Source organism: Aequorivita todarodis, from assembly GCF_028561335.1.
In the GTDB taxonomy this organism is placed as follows: domain Bacteria; phylum Bacteroidota; class Bacteroidia; order Flavobacteriales; family Flavobacteriaceae; genus Aequorivita; species Aequorivita todarodis.
The window spans coordinates 42,698-61,118 of the sequence record NZ_JAQQTG010000047.1 but is presented as its reverse complement, the minus strand read 5'-3'; the positions used below and the strand labels follow the sequence as shown (position 1 = coordinate 61,118).

At 41.3% G+C, this 18,421-nt stretch carries 20 protein-coding genes; 17 read left to right on the top strand and 3 right to left on the bottom strand.

What is annotated here, in order from left to right; all coding sequences use genetic code 11:
* Nucleotides 1–284 precede the first annotated feature (284 nt).
* On the top strand, nucleotides 285–644 hold the full coding sequence (locus POV26_RS12965) for a CoA-binding protein (protein WP_272856896.1): 360 nt from the start codon (nucleotides 285–287) through the stop codon (nucleotides 642–644).
* Here the strand turns inward: POV26_RS12965 and POV26_RS12960 are convergent.
* A complete protein-coding gene (locus POV26_RS12960) occupies nucleotides 615–2,060 on the bottom strand; it encodes a sodium:solute symporter (RefSeq protein WP_272856895.1) in 1,446 nt (481 codons plus the stop codon). The two genes, POV26_RS12965 and POV26_RS12960, sit on opposite strands and share 30 nt — an antisense overlap.
* 134 nt (nucleotides 2,061–2,194) lie before the next feature.
* Between POV26_RS12960 and POV26_RS12955 the strand changes: the two genes are divergently transcribed.
* The 13 genes from POV26_RS12955 (at nucleotide 2,195) to POV26_RS12895 (ending at nucleotide 13,362) form a co-directional block, all read left to right on the top strand.
* Nucleotides 2,195–4,687 carry a T9SS type A sorting domain-containing protein gene (locus tag POV26_RS12955; RefSeq protein ID WP_272856894.1) on the top strand — a complete coding sequence of 831 codons (2,493 nt, stop codon included), beginning with the start codon at nucleotides 2,195–2,197 and terminating at the stop codon, nucleotides 4,685–4,687.
* 141 nt (nucleotides 4,688–4,828) lie between these two features.
* Nucleotides 4,829–5,449, top strand: coding sequence for a recombination mediator RecR (gene recR, locus POV26_RS12950; RefSeq protein WP_272856901.1), 621 nt, complete (start codon nucleotides 4,829–4,831; stop codon nucleotides 5,447–5,449).
* 3 nt (nucleotides 5,450–5,452) lie between these two features.
* Complete coding sequence (locus tag POV26_RS12945) at nucleotides 5,453–6,574, top strand: glycosyltransferase family 2 protein (RefSeq protein WP_272856893.1); 1,122 nt, start codon at nucleotides 5,453–5,455, stop codon at nucleotides 6,572–6,574.
* A 122-nt stretch (nucleotides 6,575–6,696) separates the two neighbouring features.
* The gene (locus POV26_RS12940) at nucleotides 6,697–8,040 is read left to right on the top strand and encodes a dihydrolipoamide acetyltransferase family protein (protein WP_272856892.1); all 1,344 of its coding nucleotides are present in this window, start codon (nucleotides 6,697–6,699) and stop codon (nucleotides 8,038–8,040) included.
* A gap of 111 nt (nucleotides 8,041–8,151) precedes the next feature.
* Complete coding sequence (locus POV26_RS12935) at nucleotides 8,152–8,925, top strand: 3'-5' exonuclease (protein WP_272856891.1); 774 nt, start codon at nucleotides 8,152–8,154, stop codon at nucleotides 8,923–8,925.
* 7 nt (nucleotides 8,926–8,932) lie between these two features.
* Nucleotides 8,933–9,544: a fumarylacetoacetate hydrolase family protein gene (locus tag POV26_RS12930; RefSeq protein WP_272856890.1), complete on the top strand. Its 612-nt coding sequence runs from the start codon at nucleotides 8,933–8,935 to the stop codon at nucleotides 9,542–9,544.
* Nucleotides 9,545–9,546: 2 nt separating this feature from the next.
* Nucleotides 9,547–9,888 (top strand): Hpt domain-containing protein, encoded by a 342-nt coding sequence (locus tag POV26_RS12925; RefSeq protein WP_272856889.1) that lies wholly within the window; start codon nucleotides 9,547–9,549, stop codon nucleotides 9,886–9,888.
* A gap of 1 nt (nucleotide 9,889) precedes the next feature.
* Nucleotides 9,890–11,137 carry a competence/damage-inducible protein A gene (locus POV26_RS12920; protein WP_272856888.1) on the top strand — a complete coding sequence of 416 codons (1,248 nt, stop codon included), beginning with the start codon at nucleotides 9,890–9,892 and terminating at the stop codon, nucleotides 11,135–11,137.
* A gap of 76 nt (nucleotides 11,138–11,213) precedes the next feature.
* Nucleotides 11,214–11,453 (top strand): 50S ribosomal protein L28, encoded by a 240-nt coding sequence (gene rpmB / locus POV26_RS12915; RefSeq protein ID WP_014782807.1) that lies wholly within the window; start codon nucleotides 11,214–11,216, stop codon nucleotides 11,451–11,453.
* 27 nt (nucleotides 11,454–11,480) lie between these two features.
* Nucleotides 11,481–11,663 (top strand): 50S ribosomal protein L33, encoded by a 183-nt coding sequence (rpmG, locus tag POV26_RS12910; protein WP_081211513.1) that lies wholly within the window; start codon nucleotides 11,481–11,483, stop codon nucleotides 11,661–11,663.
* An 8-nt stretch (nucleotides 11,664–11,671) separates the two neighbouring features.
* Nucleotides 11,672–11,824 (top strand): DUF4295 domain-containing protein, encoded by a 153-nt coding sequence (locus POV26_RS12905; RefSeq protein ID WP_272856887.1) that lies wholly within the window; start codon nucleotides 11,672–11,674, stop codon nucleotides 11,822–11,824.
* A gap of 230 nt (nucleotides 11,825–12,054) precedes the next feature.
* Entirely contained in the window at nucleotides 12,055–13,008 is a 954-nt protein-coding gene (gene ftsY / locus POV26_RS12900; protein WP_272856886.1) for a signal recognition particle-docking protein FtsY, read from the top strand.
* Nucleotides 13,009–13,362, top strand: a complete 354-nt coding sequence (locus POV26_RS12895) for a hypothetical protein (protein WP_272856885.1) — start codon at nucleotides 13,009–13,011, stop codon at nucleotides 13,360–13,362. It begins immediately after the preceding gene.
* 125 nt (nucleotides 13,363–13,487) lie between these two features.
* On the opposite strand, the gene POV26_RS12890 is transcribed toward POV26_RS12895, so the two are convergent.
* A complete protein-coding gene (locus POV26_RS12890; RefSeq protein ID WP_272856884.1) occupies nucleotides 13,488–15,386 on the bottom strand; it encodes a S9 family peptidase in 1,899 nt (632 codons plus the stop codon).
* A 218-nt stretch (nucleotides 15,387–15,604) separates the two neighbouring features.
* Between POV26_RS12890 and rimO the strand changes: the two genes are divergently transcribed.
* The 3 genes from rimO to POV26_RS12875 all read left to right on the top strand — a co-directional run bounded on the left by rimO (nucleotide 15,605) and on the right by POV26_RS12875 (nucleotide 17,599).
* Entirely contained in the window at nucleotides 15,605–16,906 is a 1,302-nt protein-coding gene (gene rimO / locus POV26_RS12885; protein ID WP_272856883.1) for a 30S ribosomal protein S12 methylthiotransferase RimO, read from the top strand.
* A 172-nt stretch (nucleotides 16,907–17,078) separates the two neighbouring features.
* Entirely contained in the window at nucleotides 17,079–17,303 is a 225-nt protein-coding gene (locus tag POV26_RS12880; RefSeq protein ID WP_272856882.1) for an addiction module protein, read from the top strand.
* Nucleotides 17,303–17,599, top strand: a complete 297-nt coding sequence (locus POV26_RS12875) for a type II toxin-antitoxin system RelE/ParE family toxin (protein WP_272856881.1) — start codon at nucleotides 17,303–17,305, stop codon at nucleotides 17,597–17,599. The genes POV26_RS12880 and POV26_RS12875 overlap by 1 nt, the downstream gene beginning before the upstream one ends.
* A gap of 63 nt (nucleotides 17,600–17,662) precedes the next feature.
* On the opposite strand, the gene POV26_RS12870 is transcribed toward POV26_RS12875, so the two are convergent.
* Complete coding sequence (locus tag POV26_RS12870) at nucleotides 17,663–18,421, bottom strand: LytR/AlgR family response regulator transcription factor (RefSeq protein WP_272856880.1); 759 nt, start codon at nucleotides 18,419–18,421, stop codon at nucleotides 17,663–17,665.

Below are 18,421 nucleotides of genomic sequence, written 5' to 3'. Positions count from 1 at the left end.
AGACGAAGAAAAGCCAGCTATAGTTTCACGAAATTTGCTTATTTAACAGAACAATAACATTAACCCCTTAAAACAAACAAACCCGAAGCGAGTGCCCCGGGTTTGAATCTTTACTGCAATTATTAACACTAACCATCAACGTAAAAATTGCTGCAGTAAAGAATAAATTCTTATTACTATATAGACGTTGAAATCTTCGGAATGTTTCAAGCCCCGCTTCATTTTAACGAACATTTATGAAATCTTGCTCAAGAGTATTGTATTTTCATAAAAAAACTATCAAAATGAAGAAAACATTAGTACTCGGCGCGAGCCTGAATCCGGGAAGATATTCCAATCTTGCCATCAATCGTTTGGTAAAACATGGGCATCCCGTGGAGGCCGTGGGTCTTAAGAAAGGGGTTGTAGCCGGCGTAACCATTGCCACGGAAAAGGAACACTTTGAAAATATTGACACGGTAACCCTCTATCTAAATCCGAAACGCCAAGTGGAATATTACGATTATATTGTTTCGTTGAAGCCGAAACGCGTCGTTTTCAATCCAGGCACGGAAAATCCTGAATTTTACGAAATTCTCAAAAAGAACCATATTGAATTTGAAGTGGCCTGCACCTTAGTGCTTTTGGGTACGAATCAATATTAAACCGAAGAAGGTAAGCGCACCATTCAGGATAAGTATAAAAAATCCGAATTCGAAATTTAGGTATGCCGCGCTGAGGGCGCTTATTGCATATCCCAAAAACGGAGTCAATATGGCCACCACGGGCACCAATTTATCTTTTACGTTCCATTTCGTAAAAAGTCCGTACGCGTAAAGCCCCAAAAGTGGGCCGTAGGTATATCCCGCAAAAACAAAAAGTTTCGCAATTACCGAAGCATCAGCGATTACATATTTAAAAATAATGATAACCGCAATCAGCACCAACGAGACCAAGATATGAATCAGTTTGCGAACGCGTACCTGTTTTGCTTCATCATACTTTTTCTCAATTCCCAAAATATCAATACTGAAAGAGGTGGTCAACGCGGTTAAAGCGCTATCGGCACTGCTGTAAGCTGCGGCAATCAATCCTAAAATGAAAAGAATTGCAACCCCAAATCCAAATTCGTTTTGCATTGCCAGCGTTGGGTACAATTGGTCTTTATGGGCGTCAATCCCATTCTGTGCTGCGTAAACCGTAAGCAGTAAACCTAAAACCAAAAACACAAAATTTACGAGGGTCAAAACTATGGTAAACCAAAACATATTTTTTTGGGCATCCTTCAGATTGCGGCAGGTCAGGTTTTTCTGCATCATGTCTTGGTCCAGTCCCGTCATTACTATGGCGATAAATGCACCGCTAATAAATTGTTTTACAAAATGGTCGCCCGATTTCCAATCATCAAAAAAGAAAATCTGGCTCATATCGCTATCAGCAATAAAATTGAAAAGATTGCTTCCCGAAAGACCTAAATCTGTGGAAACATAATACACCGAAACGCCAACGGCTATTAACATAAACAGCGTTTGCAGCGTATCGGTCCACACGATTGTCTTTATTCCGCTTTTGAAGGTATAAAGCCAAATAAGTAAAATTGTGATAGTAACCGTCACCCAAAACGGAATGTTCATTTCGTCAAAAATCAGGCTTTGCAGCACCACCGCCACTAAATACAGCCGAAAACTTGCCCCCACAACTCTTGACAGCAGAAAAAACGATGCCCCTGTTTTATAGGAAGCATTCCCGAATCGTCCTTCCAAATAGGTATAAATTGAAGTCAAATTTAAACGGTAATACAGCGGAAGCAGCACCGTGCCGATAACCGCATAGCCCACAATATAGCCCAGTACAACCTGAAAATAACTAAACTTTGAAGCCTCTACCCATCCGGGAACCGATATAAAGGTAACGCCACTCAGCGAGGCGCCAATCATTCCAAAGGCAACCAAATACCATGGCGACTGTTTTCCTGCCTTAAAGAAATCGGCATTGCTTCCGCCTCTATTGGTCAAAAAGGAAACTAAAATCAAAACCAAAAAATAACCAACAATTAAAAGCAGAATATGTAAGGGTTGCATAAGATATGAGACTACAGAAGTTTAGAGATACTTTTTCGGTAAAAATACAAAGTTTGGTTTCTCTACCATTTTTATTTTTGATACATTTGAAAACTTTGATAAATATATTATGTAACTTCCTTAAAATTAAAAAGATGCGTTTCAAACTACTTCTACTTATTGCGTTATTTTTTGGTTCTTTTGCCGGTCAGGCACAGGAATACCTTCAAATGATAGATGCCGGCACCTATAAAGTGCAGGATATTATTGACAATGCCGAAGCTTACTTCGCCAATAAAGACAAGGGCCGCGGCAGTGGCTACAAACAATTTAAAAGATGGGAATACAACGCCCTTAGAATGGTTAAGGAAGATGGATATCTTCCAACAACCGAAGAGCGCTTGAATGAACTTCAACGTTGGAACGCATACTTAAACAGTACGGCCCAAAACCGCGCAGTACTTCCTGATAACTGGCAAGAACTCGGCCCAAAATCATGGAATGCTACTTCGGGATGGAACCCGGGCGTTGGCAGAATTACAGGCCTTGCCATCGATGAAGGAAACAGCAACCATATGATTATTGGTGCCAATACAGGCGGAGTTTGGCGAACCACGGACGGGGCGCAAACCTGGACTCCACTGAATGATTATTTTTCAAACCTTTCGGTGTATTCAGTAGCTATTGACCCTACAGATTCTAATACTTACTTTTTTGGTTCTACCGGTGGAAGAATTTTTAAATCGACCGATGCCGGCGCAACTTGGAATTTGCATGGCCAAACGGGGAGCAGTCTTGTAAATAAAATTCTTATAAACCCGTCTAACACGAATATGATGTTTGCAACTGCCGAAAATGTTGGTATATACAGATCAACAGATGGCGGAGCCAACTGGGTAAAAATTATTTCTGGAGACAACAGAGGCTATGATGTAGAATTTAAACCGGGAGATCTTTCGGTAGTGTATGCCTCAGGAAGTGGTTTTCATAAATCTATTGACGGTGGCGCAACATTTACCACAATTGGTGGCTTTTCTAACGGGCCCAAAATGATTGGAGTATCTCCTGCCGATGCAAGCGTGGTTTATGTTTTAGAGGCATCAAATGGTAGATTTGGAGCTTTTTATACTTCAAGTAATAGTGGCGACAGTTTTACGAAACTGAATCACGGAGGGCTTAACTTTTTTGGATATAGCACCAGCGGAAACGATAACAGCGGGCAAGCTCCGCGCGATATGGCTATAGCGGTAAACCCAACCGATATAAATGAAGTGCACATTGCAGGAATTCTTACCTGGAAATCTACAAATGGAGGCACCAATTTTACCTGTACCTCAGATTGGATTCCCGGAAATGCTGCTTCAGCAAATATTGGATATTGCCATGCCGATGTGGATGATCTTATGTTTTACGGAACCACGCTCTTCGCGATAACCGATGGCGGTATATTTAAAGCTGCAAACACCGGAACAGTCAATGCGAACTATTATGAAGACCTTACGGATGGTTTGGGAATACGTCAATTCTATAAAATTGGAGTGTCCCAGACAACAGATTCAATTGTTTCAGGAGGCGCACAAGACAACGGAACTTCTTTTTACTCTACGACAACCGGCTGGAAAGATTGGTTAGGTGCCGATGGAATGGAATCATTTATTGATAAAACGAACAGCAGTATATTCTACGGAACGAGCCAAGGTGGGCAACTGTATAGAACCAACAACGGCGGTAACAGTTACGTAGGCCTTAATGAGCCAGGTAGCGGTTCTGGAAACTGGGTTACACCATTTGAACAAGACCCTGTGCTGCCAAATACAATATATGTTGGGTATAATATCATATATAAATCCGGTAATTTTGGCACCTCTTGGTCAGCTATTTCACAAAACTTTGGCGGCAATTTGGACAATATGAAAATTTCCCCTTCCAACAATCAGGTAATGTACGCTTCAAAAGGCCCTATATTATACAGAACGGCAGACGCAGGGGCTACAAATTGGGCTCAAATGACAACCCCGGGGGGCCTTATCAACTCTATAGCTATTCACCCAACAAATCCTGATAAAATAGCCGTAGCAACAACAAGTGCGAATCGTGTATTTATTTCCAATGACGGGGGAACCGCCTGGACAGACTATAAATTGAACCTTCCAAACTTCAGCGCGTTGGCGGTTATCTGGGATGATAACGGGAAAGACGGCCTCTATTTGGGGATGGATTACGGAATCTATTATATAGACAACACTTTTACAGATTGGCAACCATACAGCAACCTATTGCCAAACGTAATAATAAACGAATTGGATATCAACAAAACAACCAACACACTTTTCGCGGGAACCTACGGAAGAGGCCTTTGGGCTTCCCCATTGGTTGACAATACTGTAGGTATTGAAGATGTAATTTCCGAAAGCAGCATGGACCTTTATCCAAACCCGGCAACTTCCGAATTTACGATCGCATTGCCAAAATCAATCAAGGCAGAAGTACGGGTTTTTGATATCACCGGAAAACTTCTTATTTATGAAGCTGAAGCATTAATTGCGAACAGACATACTGTTGCTGTCTCTTCACTTTCTTCGGGAACCTATTTTGTTCGCCTGAATACTGAGGAAGGAACCGCAACCAAAAAGCTTCTTATAAATTAATCGGACCCCAAACTACTAAAGGAGAGAAAGCGCATCTGCTTTTTATTCCCTTTAGGACTGGGGACAAAACAAAATAGAATGCTTCGGGAAAAGCCACTTTTTCTGAAGCATTTTTTTTATCTTGACGGCAGGAAAAACACTATGGAATTTTCTTCAAAACTTCTTGAAAACGCGGTAAACGAAATGTCCCAACTCCCCGGAATTGGGAAACGGACCGCTTTGCGTTTGGTGCTCCATTTATTGAAACAGCCCAAGGAGCAATCGCAAAAATTGGCGGCAACTTTGGTAAAAATGCGCAACGAAATAAATTTTTGCACAAACTGCCATAATATTAGTGATTCCAAACTATGCGAAATATGCGCCAACCCGCGACGCGACGAACAATTAATATGTGTTGTTGAAGACATTCGCGATGTGATGGCAATTGAAAACACCAGCCAATATCGCGGCCATTACCATGTTTTGGGCGGAAAAATATCTCCAATGGACGGCATTGGCCCCGGCGATTTGACCATTCCTTCCTTAGTTGAAAAAGTAAAAACGGGAAACGTACGTGAACTTATTTTTGCGCTCAGCTCAACGATGGAGGGAGACACCACAAACTTCTATATCTATAAACAAATAGAACCCTACAATATAACCACCACCACCATTGCCCGTGGTATTTCCGTGGGCGATGAACTTGAATATGCAGATGAGGTTACTTTGGGACGAAGCATTCTGCACCGTATCCCTTTTGAATCTTCATTAAAAAGTACATAAATTTTGAAACTGTCAGTTGTTATACTTAATTATAATGTGCGTTATTTTTTGGAACAATGCATTCGTTCCGTCCAAAAAGCAATTGAGAACTGGGAAGCTGAAATTATTGTAATCGATAACGACTCCGAGGACGACAGTTGCCAAATGGTCAAAACCCTCTTTCCAAATGTGGTTTTGATTGAAAACAGGGAAAACGTTGGTTTCAGCAAAGCAAACAATCAAGCGGTTGCGGTTGCAAAGGGAGAATACGTCTGTATTTTGAACCCGGACACCGCAGTTTCGGAAGATACTTTTAGGCAAGCCATTGAATATGCTGAAAGCGTTGAGAATATCGGGGCTCTGGGCGTTTATTTGATGGACGGCACGGGTAATTTTCTTCCCGAAAGCAAACGCAATCTTCCCACGCCAAGGGTTTCGTTAATGAAGCTTTCCGGCTTTACAAAAAAGTATTATGCCAGGCATATTTCCGAAACCTCCAACGGAGAGGTCGATGTATTGGTAGGGGCCTTTATGCTTTTGAAAAGGAGTATTTACAACGAAGTCGGCGGTTTTGACGAGGATTATTTTATGTACGGCGAAGACATCGATCTTTCCTATAAAATAACCCAAGCTGGTTATAAAAACCAGTATTTGGGAAGTACCACGGTGCTTCACTATAAAGGCGAAAGCACCAAAAAGGACGATGCCTATTTTGAACGTTTTTACGGCGCGATGCAGATTTTCTACAGAAAACATTTCAACAAAAATTTTCTATTGGAAAGTTCCGTTTCCGCAGGGGTTGCCTTGGCCAAAAAAGCGCGGAAAATTTCTTCGGAAACGAAAGTTAAACCGCCCCCAAAACTTGAACGGAATTATTTCTTCACGGAAAATATTGAGCTGCTCGAAAAACTCTCTGCAACTACAGCGACAGTTTTTCAAATGGTTTCAAAAAATGTGCATTCGCAGATCGTGCTCAAAAACAGTATTCTCGTCTTTGACGCCGAGTATATTTCCTATAAGGAAATCTTCCATTTGATGAAACAGTTAAAAGGCCACAACAATCTTTTCCGCATTCGTCCGCCCGGCTGCAATTTCATAATAGGAAGCGATCAAAGCGACGAAAAGGGCGGTGTAGTCGTTTTTTAAGAAATTTGAAACCCAAAACGAACAAATTTTAACTAATTTTGCAAACTTAACTTGTCGCCCTGAGCATTCCCGATAGGTATCGGGACGAAGGGTTGAATTTTAAATCTTGAACTTTAAATCCAATGGCAAAATTTGAATTGAAACTACCCAAGATGGGCGAAAGCGTTGCGGAGGCAACCTTAACTAACTGGCTAAAGGAAGTGGGAGACACCATTGAGGCCGATGAAGCTGTGCTGGAAATTGCTACCGATAAGGTGGACAGCGAAGTGCCCAGCGAGGTAGATGGGGTTTTGGTTGAAAAGCTTTTTAACGTTGACGATGTGGTGCAAGTAGGCCAGACCATCGCTATAATTGAAACTGCCGGAAGCAACGGAACGGAAAAAGCTGTTGCCGAAAGCGCTGCTTCACCTGAAGTTGTTCCCGATGCTGCAAAAACTGCAGAGACTGCAGTTAAAGAAGTTGAAAAGCAAGTTGAAACAGCCAAACAGACCACCCAAACGCCCATTGAAAATACGGGCGACCGTTTCTATTCGCCATTGGTTAAGAATATTGCCGCTGCTGAAGGTATCTCGCAAACGGAACTTGACGGAATTTCCGGTACTGGAAAGGAGGGTCGTGTAACCAAAAATGATATTTTGGCGTATGTGGAAAACCGGTCTTCCGCGAAAACGCAACCGCAGCAGCCGCAGCCACAAACCGTTGTTGAAACTAAAAAAGAAGAAGCTGCAAAGCCAAAGGCTTCAGTTTCGGTAAACGGGGAGGACGAAATTGTGGAAATGACCCGAATGGGCAAGCTAATAGCCCACCACATGATTGAAAGCACGCAGACTTCCGCGCACGTGCAGTCGTTTGTGGAGTGCGATGTTACCAATGTTTGGAACTGGAGGAATAAAGTAAAAAATGGTTTCGCCCAACGCGAGGGGGAAAACTTAACTTTCACCCCAATATTTATGGAAGCCGTAGCGAAAGCATTGAAAGACTTCCCGATGATGAATATTGCGGTTGATGGCGACAAAATAATAAAACGGAAAAATATAAACTTGGGAATGGCGGCAGCCCTTCCGGACGGAAACTTGATAGTTCCAGTTATAAAAAATGCAGACCGACTGAATTTGGTGGGAATGAGCAAAGCGGTGAACGACCTTGCAACCCGTGCCCGCGAAAACAAACTGAAACCGGATGACATACAAGGCGGAACCTATACAGTTACCAATGTAGGGACATTTGGAAGCATTATGGGAACGCCAATAATCAACCAGCCGCAAGTGGGCATTTTAGCTTTGGGAGCGATCCGAAAAGTGCCGGCGGTTATTGAGACTCCCGAGGGAGATTTCATCGGTATTCGTTATAAAATGTTCCTTTCGCATAGCTACGACCACAGAGTGGTAAACGGGGCTTTGGGCGGCCAATTCGTAAAGCGGGTGGCTGATTACTTGGAGGCTTGGGATGTTAACAGAGAAATTTAATCTATAAGTATAATAGCGGAAAAGGGGATTTTGGTTTTAAAATCCCCTTTTCTTTTTTATTGCGCCTTCAAAACTTCAATAAAAAGTATCTTTGCACCACAAAACAAAACCATGGAACTCAACTTAAAAAAACCGATCTGTTTCTTCGACCTTGAAACCACAGGAATCAATGTGGCAACTGATAGAATTGTTGAAATAGCAATCTTAAAAGTATTCCCAAACGGAAACAAGGAAAGCCATACTTGGCGCGTAAATCCTGAGATGCCAATCCCGGAAGGGGCATCGGCCATCCATGGAATTACCGATGAAATGGTTGCCAACGAACCAACGTTTAAGGAATTGGCACCCAAAATATATGCCTTAATAAAGGATAGCGATCTGGGCGGGTTCAACTCCAACCGTTTTGATATTCCGTTGCTTGCGGAAGAATTGCTTCGCGCCGAAGTGGATTTTGATATGAAAAAAGCCCTTTCCGTAGATGTGCAGACTATTTTTCACAAAATGGAAAAGCGCACCCTGGAAGCAGCCTATAAATTTTATTGCAATAAGGATTTAACCGATGCCCATAGCGCCGCTGCCGATACCAATGCAACCTATGAGGTTTTAAAGGCGCAGTTGGACAGATACCCTGAACTTGAAAACGATATAAACTTTTTGTCAGATTTTAGTTCGCACAGGGATCATGCAGATTTTGCTGGCTTCATAAGCTATAACGAAGATGGGGTAGAGGTTTTCTCTTTCGGAAAATACAAAGGAAGCCTGGTTACGGAAATTATGGAAAAGGATTCCGGCTATTTTGGATGGTTGCTGAATGCCGATTTCCCACTTTATACCAAAAAAGTATTGACGCGCATTCGGCTTCAAAAGTTGAATACAAAACTTTAATTGCAAGATGAAAATAATTTGTATTGGCCGCAATTATGCAGCCCATATTAATGAGCTTAAGAACGCAACTCCTACCGAGCCAGTTATTTTTTTAAAGCCGGACACGGCAATATTGCTGAAGAAACAACCTTTTTTTATTCCAGATTTTTCAAAGGATGTGCACCACGAGGTAGAACTGTTGGTCCGCATCAACCGAATTGGGAAGCATATCGACCAAAAATTTGCCCATAAATATTATGACGAAATTGGACTGGGAATAGACTTCACTGCCAGGGATTTACAAACGGAATTGAAGGAAAAAGGGCTGCCCTGGGAAAAGGCAAAAGCATTTGACGGTGCTGCGGTCGTGGGAAATTTCTTAAAAAAAGAAGAATTTGAAGATATAAATAATGTAGAATTTAGTTTGAAACGCAACGGAAATATAGTCCAAAAAGGCAATTCTATGCTGATGATATGGAAAATTGATGCTTTAATCGAATATATTTCAAAATATTTTACACTAAAAATTGGGGACATTATCTTTACAGGAACTCCCGCGGGTGTTGGCAGCATTAAAGCCGATGATGTATTGACGGGATTTATTGGCGAAACAGAAATGTTTTCCATAAAAGTAAAGTAGAAATGATAAAGTATTACGCAAAGGAAAATCTTGCCGAGATCGCCGATGGCGACCAAGATTTTTTAAAGATATTGGCCCAAACTTTTTTGGAGGAGATACCGCCAGATTTACTTTCCATGAAAGAGGCCATCGAAAATGAAAACCGGGAATTGGCATACCAATTTGCCCATAAAATGAAACCGAATATTGAAATGTTCGGCATTGATGCCCTTAAAGACATAACAAGTATTGAGGCTTGGTCCAAAACATCCAAAAATAAGGCTACTGTCCTTCCACATCTTGAAAACGTTCTTACTACATTAAACCACGTATTTGATGAGCTAAGGGGAGACTTCCGATTATAACATGCTTGCAGAAATAATTACCATAGGCGATGAGATTCTCATAGGCCAGATTGTTGATACCAATTCAGCTTATATTTCGAAAGAACTGAATAAAGTAGGGGTAAAGGTCTATCAAATTACTTCGGTACAGGATGAGCGTGCCCATATTCTTCAAGCCTTTGAAGATGCAAAAAAGCATGCCGACCTCGTTATAATTACCGGTGGCTTAGGGCCCACAAAAGACGATATTACAAAACAGACATTATGTGATTTTTTCGGCGATACGCTAATTGAGGATCAAAGCGTTGTTGAGAACGTTAAGCAGCTTTTCAAAAAATACCAGCTAAGCAAACCACTGCCTGCCAATTTTCAGCAAGCGATGGTTCCTTCCGAAGCAACTATTTTAATGAATCACTATGGGACCGCTCCCGGAATGTGGATGGAAAAAGATGAGGTTGTTTTTGTTTCCTTGCCCGGGGTGCCCTATGAAATGAAACACCTGCTGCAGCAAGAGGTTTTGCCCAGGGTTGTAAAACGATTCAACCGTCCGCATATTTACCATAAAACCCTTTTAACCTATGGCCTTGGCGAAAGTGCCATTGCCGAAAGAATTGCTGATTGGGAAAACAGTTTGCCAGAAAATATAAAACTGGCCTACTTGCCCTCTTTGGGAAAAGTGCGGCTAAGATTGTCCTCAACCGGCAATGATGAAAATGCTTTAAGGGAGAGCATTGATTCGCGGATGGAAATTTTAAGTGAAATGCTCTCGGATATTGCCATTGGTTATGAGGACGAAACAAGTATTGTGGGTAGGATTGCGCATATTCTCAACCAAAAAAAGCAAACTTTAAGTCTTGCTGAAAGTTGCACCGGAGGGGCGATCGTTGAGCAGATTACCGCCCAGGCAGGCGCCTCCTCCTTTTTTACGGGAAGCATTATTCCATACAAAACCGAGCTGAAAACCACAATCTTGGGCGTTCCCGCTTCCTTAATAGCAGAGTTTTCCGTGGTAAGTATCCCGGTTGCCGAAAGTATGGCACTTAATTGTTGCAAGCTTTTCAATACGGATTATGCCATTTCAACCACGGGAATTGCAGGCCCCACAAAAGGCGATGCCGTTGACGAGGTAGGCACGGTATGTATTGCTATTGCTTCGCCAAGAGGTGTTGTTTCAGAAAAGTTCAACTTTGGAAATGACCGTTTCCGCGTGATTGAAAAGACCATAAACAAAGCATTTGAAATGTTTCTAAAAGAAATTTCAAAAAACTGATTTCTCTTTGTTGTACATCACAAAAGAATTATTTACATTTGCACCCTGTTTTAAAATAACTTAAAAAGGTTAAGGAATGTCAAGAGTTTGTGAACTTACCGGAAAGAAAGCGATGGTTGGAAATAACGTGTCGCACGCGATGAACAAAACCAAACGTAAGTTTGATGTAAATTTGCTTAAGAAGCGTTTTTATATTCCAGAAGAGGACAAGTGGGTAACCCTTCGTGTTTCCGCTTCTGCGATAAAGGACATCAATAAAAAAGGTATTTCTGCGGTTATGAAAGAAGCTCGCGAAAAAGGCTTTTTAACTAAATAATTGCAATAATCAATAAAGTCTGTTACAATGGCTAAAAAAGGAAATAGAGTACAAGTGATTTTGGAGTGCACAGAGCACAAGGAGTCTGGACAACCAGGAACTTCACGTTACATCACGACCAAAAATAAAAAGAACACCCCGGACAGAATGGAGTTGAAAAAATTCAACCCAATCTTGAAGAAAATGACCGTTCATAAAGAGATTAAATAATATAAGTCATGGCAAAGAAATCAGTAGCATCGTTACAAACAGGTTCAAAGCGTTTAACCAAAGCAATAAAAATGGTTAAATCGCCAAAAACAGGAGCTTATACATTTTCTGAGTCTATCATGGCTCCAGAATTTGTAAACGACTGGTTGAACAAAAAATAACCAGCTTAAAATATTGAGGAAAAGCCACTTTTTTGCGAAGGTGGCTTTTCGTATTTTTACCTTTTTACAAAAATAATTTTTACAAGGTTTCATCTTTACGGCACCTTCCCCTTTTTCAGGGGAAGGTGGATTTTAAATCGCCCAAAAAGGCGATTTAAAAGACGGAAGGGGTCAATTTCAAACTTTGCAAAAAACAGGACAACTGACAACCATTAACAGACAACTGAAAAATGAGTTTTTTTAAAAATATATTTTCAAAAGAAAAAAAGGAAACCCTCGATAAAGGTCTTGAAAAAACCAAGACTTCCTTTTTTGATAAGCTGAGCAAAGCCGTTGCGGGAAAAAGCAAGGTTGACGATGACGTTTTGGACAATTTGGAAGAAGTGCTCGTTTCCAGCGATGTTGGGGTAAATACCACCTTAAAAATAATCGATAGGATTGAGGATCGGGTTGCAAAGGATAAATACTTGGGCACCGATGAATTGAACAAAATTCTCCGTGAGGAAATAGCAGGGCTTTTAAGCGAAATAGATTCCGGCAACGCCACCGAGTTTGAGGTGCCCGAGAACAAAAAACCCTACGTGATTATGGTGGTTGGTGTAAATGGGGTTGGAAAAACTACGACCATCGGGAAGCTTGCATATCAGTTTAAAAAAGCTGGAAAGAAAGTAGTTTTGGGCGCAGCGGACACTTTCCGTGCTGCGGCAATTGACCAACTGCAAATTTGGGCCGATAGAACCGATGTTTCCATCGTAAAACAAAGTATGGGCAGCGACCCTGCCAGCGTAGCTTTTGATACGCTACAAAGCGCCGTAACACAAAATGCCGACGTAGTTATCATTGATACCGCAGGACGCCTTCACAATAAGGTAAACTTGATGAACGAGCTTACAAAAGTGAAGCGCGTGATGCAAAAGGTTGTGCCCGATGCGCCGCACGATGTACTTTTGGTATTGGATGGTTCTACAGGTCAGAATGCTTTTGAACAGGCCAAACAGTTTACCGCCGCAACAGAAGTAACTTCACTTGCAGTCACAAAACTCGACGGAACTGCCAAAGGCGGCGTGGTTATCGGCATCAGCGATCAGTTTAAAATTCCCGTGAAATATATTGGCGTGGGCGAGGGAATGGAAGATCTTCAGGTTTTCAATAAGTTTGAATTTGTGGATTCTTTTTTCAAATAAATGGAAGAAAAAGTGACTACAAAACCCAGTAAGCCGTTCATTTATATGTTATGGATATTGGTAGGCTATATTGGCATGCTTACAGGGTATCATTCTTTTAAAATTATTGAATATTTTATAAAACCTGTTCCAAACCCGTTGATGCCTTTGGATTTGTATAAATACATAGCCTTTCCTTATTTGTCTTTTATACCTTTTCTTTTGGCATTGCTTTTTTTAGGAATTTATTTTGTTAGAAAGGAATATTTCGCAAAAGGTTACGTGATTTTTTATGCCATATTAATTCTGTTTTTTCATCTTTCGCAAAGCAGTCTTCTTGCTTTTTTCGATAGTTTCAATCCTTACGGAGGATAAAATCGTAGAATTATAGACATAAAAAAACCTACAAGATTTTGGAAACCTTGCAGGTTATTAAATAATTCGTGGTTGCATTTTTTCGACTACCGACTACCGACTACCGACTACCGACTACCGACTGTTTAAAGCGTTTCCTTTAACCAATCAAAAAACTCCCGTTGCCAAACAAGTGCATTCTGCGGCTGCAATACCCAATGGTTTTCTTCGGGAAAATATAGCAATTTGCTTTTTATTCCCTTTAGCTGCGCCGCTTGGAAAGCACCCAATCCCTGCTCAATCGGTACGCGGTAATCTTTTCCGCCCTGCACGATCATAATGGGCGTGTCCCATTTGTCAACATAGGTTATTGGGTTGAATTCGTTAAAAGATTTTTGTGCAGTGGCATTATCCTTTTCCCAATAAGCCCCGCCCATATCGTGGTTTACGAAGAAGAGTTCCTCGGTGGTTCCGTACATAGCGCGGGTGTCAAATACGCCGTCGTGGGCAATAAAGGTTTTGAAACGTCCATCGTGATTTCCGGCAAGCCAAAACACGGAATAACCCCCAAAACTAGCGCCTACGGCACCCAGACGGTCTTTGTCAACATACGGTTCTTTGGCAATAGCGTCAATGGCATCAAGGTAATCCTGCATCGCGCCACCGCCCCAATCGCCGCTTATTTCGGCATTCCATTCCACGCCGTGGCCGGGCATTCCCCGACGGTTGGGTGCTACAATTATATATCCCTCTGAAGCCATTAACTGGAAATTCCAGCGAAAGGAATAAAATTGCGACAAGGCCGATTGCGGCCCGCCCTGCGCATAAAGCAAGGTTGGATACTTTTTGTTTTTATCGAAGTTTGGTGGAAGAATTACCCAAACCAACATCTGTTTGCCGTCTTTTGTGGTAACCATTCGCTTTTCAACGGTCGGCAAATCAAGTTTTCCGTAGAATTCATTGTTTACCTGCGTAAGCTGTTTAAAGGTTTTGCTCTTCAAATCAAAAGAGAAAATTTCCGAAGCATGGTTCATATCGGTTCTCGTAACAATCAATTGCCCGTTTATTTCGGCAACAATGCCCGTAACGTCAAACTGTCCTTTTGAAAGTTGCTCAACCACTGCCATTTTTCGGGTTTTTCCAGGATAGTCAACTTTGAAGATTTGTTGCGTTCCATCAACGGGAGCGGTAAAATAAATATCCTTAGCATTGTTTGCCCAAAGAAATCCGTTTACCGTTCCATCCCATTGTGAAGTAAGATTTTGCTTTACGCCATCTTGAAGCACTATAATATCATTTTTATCAGCTTCATAGCCGGGGGTTTTCATCTGTAAATAGGCCAAAGCCCCAGCTTTTGAAAATGCCGGCTGGGTGTCGTACCCTTTGTTTTCCTCGGTTATATTTTCAGTTTTTCTATCGGCCAAATTAAATTTGTAAATATCCGTATTGGTGCTAACGGCATATTCAGTACCTGCCAGCTTCTTGCTTACGTAATAGATGTTTTCCCCTTTCGGGCCCCAGATATAATCCTCATCGCCGCCAAAAGGAGCCTGTGGTGTATAATAGGGTTGTTTTGGCATAATGTCAGTTTCAACGCCAGTGTTCACATCTTTATAGAAAACGTGGTTGTAGCTGCCGTCATTCCACGTGTCCCAATGACGGTAGTCCAAAGAAGTATAAACGTAGGCATCGCTTTTCGGCAAATCTTTGTAAATGTCTTTTCCGGTTACATCCTTTACGTGAACGGGTTTGTTCAGCAAAAGATACTGCCCGTTTGGGGAAAGGTTTTTATCGGCAACCTTGGCTTCTTCTTTAGTAACCTCGGCAAAATTACCTCCCGAAACGCGCATGGCGTAATACTTAGAGTCGAAGCTGTTTTCTTCCATATTTGGGGTGGTAACTTTGTAAAAAAGCACTTCGCCGTTGTCGGAAATTCCAATCGGACTAACTTTTTTCACCTGCCATAAAAGCTCGGGTGTCATTGTTTTTTGTGCGAACAGGAAGCCGGCACAGAGAAAGGCCAGCAGAAAGGATATTTTTTTCATCTTGAAATATTTATTGAAATTTTAGGAAATGTAAAGTTACTTAAAAAGTCGCAGTGTTCAGTCGCAGTTGGCAGTAATTGGAATCTGGCATGGGTTTATCTTATTTAGTCGTATCTTTGCACGCTTTTAAAAATTCAAAATTCAAAATTCAAAATTCAAAACTCAAAATTCAAAATTCAAAATTCGTAAATCGTAATTCGTAAATTCAAAATTCAACAATGCGCACCAAAACCCTAAAGAAAAACAAAATTAACGTAGTAACCTTAGGCTGCTCCAAGAATGTCTATGACAGCGAAGTGCTGATGGGCCAGTTGCGCGCCAGCAATAAAGAGGTAGTGCACGAAGAGGAAGGGAATATTGTGGTAATAAACACCTGCGGGTTTATAAACAATGCAAAAGAGGAAAGTATAAATACCATTCTCGAATTTGTGCAGAAAAAAGAAGAGGGTTTGGTGGACAAGGTTTTTGTTACGGGCTGTCTTTCGGAAAGGTACAAGCCAGATCTGCAAAAGGAAATCCCGAATGTGGATGAATATTTTGGCACTACCGAACTTCCCGGACTTTTAAAAGCGCTTGGCGCCGATTACAAACACGAGTTGATTGGCGAACGAATTACAACTACCCCAAAAAATTATGCCTATTTCAAAATAGCCGAAGGCTGCGATCGGCCTTGTTCATTTTGCGCAATCCCCATTATGCGCGGAAAGCACCGAAGCACCCCAATGGAGGATTTGGTAACGGAAGCCGAAAAACTTGCCGCAAAAGGGGTGAAAGAATTGATTTTGATTGCACAGGATTTAACGTATTACGGATTGGATTTATATAAGGAGCGTGCATTGGCGAGGCTGCTTCGCAAGCTCGCAGGGGTTGAAGGGATTGAATGGATCCGTTTGCACTACGCCTTCCCAACGGGTTTCCCGATGGATGTATTGGAAGTGATGCGCACCGAGCCCAAGATTTGTAATTATCTGGATATTCCGCTGCAGCACATTTCAGATTCTATTTTGAAATCGATGCGCCGAGGAACTACCAAAGCGAAGACTACCAAATTGTTGGAAGAATTTAGAGCGGCAGTTCCAGAAATGGCAATCAGAACCACGTTAATCGTCGGCTATCCGGGGGAGACTGACGAAGATTTCCAAACCCTAAATCAATGGGTAAAAGAGATGCGCTTTGAGCGTTTGGGTTGTTTTACCTATTCCCACGAAGAAAATACGCACGCCTACAATCTTGAGGATGACGTGCCGGAAGAGGTTAAAATGGATCGCGCCAACCAGATTATGGAAATACAGTCGCAAATTTCTTGGGAATTGAACCAACAGAAAATAGGAAAGGAATTCAAAGTAGTGATAGACCGTAAGGAAGGCGGCTATTTTGTGGGAAGAACCGAATTTGACAGTCCCGACGTGGACAACGAAGTATTGATCAATGCCGAAGAAGGCTATCTGCGAACCGGCGAATTCTGTACTGTGAAAATTACGGCCGCCGAAGATTTTGATCTTTACGCGGAGGTGGTTTAATTGCCACTCCATGTAGATAGTATTGAGCGAATTTGAAGAGATGCGGAATTGATTTTTATTTGGAGGGTTTAAAATGGATTCACCACTCTTTCCCCAAACCGGACAGTAGGTAGCTGAATTTTTGTTAAAGAGGTTGATTAATTTATTATCTTAGTTCATAAATAAATTGCAAATGAACCTGGAAGCAGAAAAAATAGAGCTAATACAATTATTATTGGATTCAGATAACGAAGAAGTCTTAAAGGAAATAAGACAATTACTACAACGCGAGCAGAATGCAGAACTTCCCGACTCACAAATAGCTGAACTTGACCGCCGCTTAAAAAAGAATGCCGAAGGACAAATGAAGTTCTATTCCTTGGAAGAATTTGAAAATCGTTTATACGAACCTCGATAATGTATATTATTGTAATATCTGAAGAGGCAACTTTAGATGTTGCAGAAGCTTTGGAGTGGTATAAAAAGCGAAGCAGTAAACTTTCCGAAAGATTAAAAACAGAAATTAATCTCGGTTTTGAATATATCAGAAAAACACCTTTTTCTTTTCAATTAAAATTTAAAGATGTCCGAGTTTATTATTGCAATTCCTACCCCTATGGAATCCATTTTATAATTGAAAATGAAACCATAAAAGTGATTTCTATATTTCACACCAGTCGTGATCCCCAGAACTGGCAAAAACGAAATTCTTAATTGTTGTCCTTAATACTTCTGCCGCCTAGGACTTTGGTTGGTATGCAAAAAGGTTTTTCCTAATTATTTAAAGCGAAGCATGGTTTCCAGAATCTCATTTATCTGTATTCGCTTCTGTCTGGATACGGGTATTTCAATATTATCGCTCATAATTAAACTACCGCCATCCTGTTTTAAAATTCCTTTTACAAACTTGGGGTTTATAAGATGTGATTGATGCACTCTTATAAACTTGTGCTCTGAAAGTATATCATCTATTTCTTTCAGGGTGCGGCTAATCAAAATTTTTGTACCGTCCTGTAAGAAAAAGTTGGTGTAGTTATTATCAGACTGGCAGCGCATTATGTTTTTTATCTCTACAATATTAAAGCCTATTCCCGTGGGGAGTGCAATTTTAGTACATTCCTTATTCGATTTTTCAAAGCTGCTTTGAAGCAATCGCCACTGTTCAGTACTGATTTTCTTTCTTCTCTTTTCCCAATTGGCGAGTGCCGCCACTATATTTCGCTCCGAAATGGGTTTTAAGAGATAGTTGATGGCGCTATAATTAAAAGCACGAATGGCATATCGGTCATAAGCCGTTGTGAATATAATGTCAAAATCTATGGGCAAAAGTTTGTCCAGCAACGCAAAACCGTTTAAGTTGGGCATTTCAATATCTAGGAAAAGCAAGTCTGGCGGGTTGTTCTGAATATATAGCAGTCCCTCGATCGGGTTGGTGAAAATGCCCAATATTTCATAATCTGAATGTACCTTTTTGATGAGATTGGCAAGGACCTCCGTACAATGTGCCTCGTCGTCAATAATGATTACTTTAGTCAT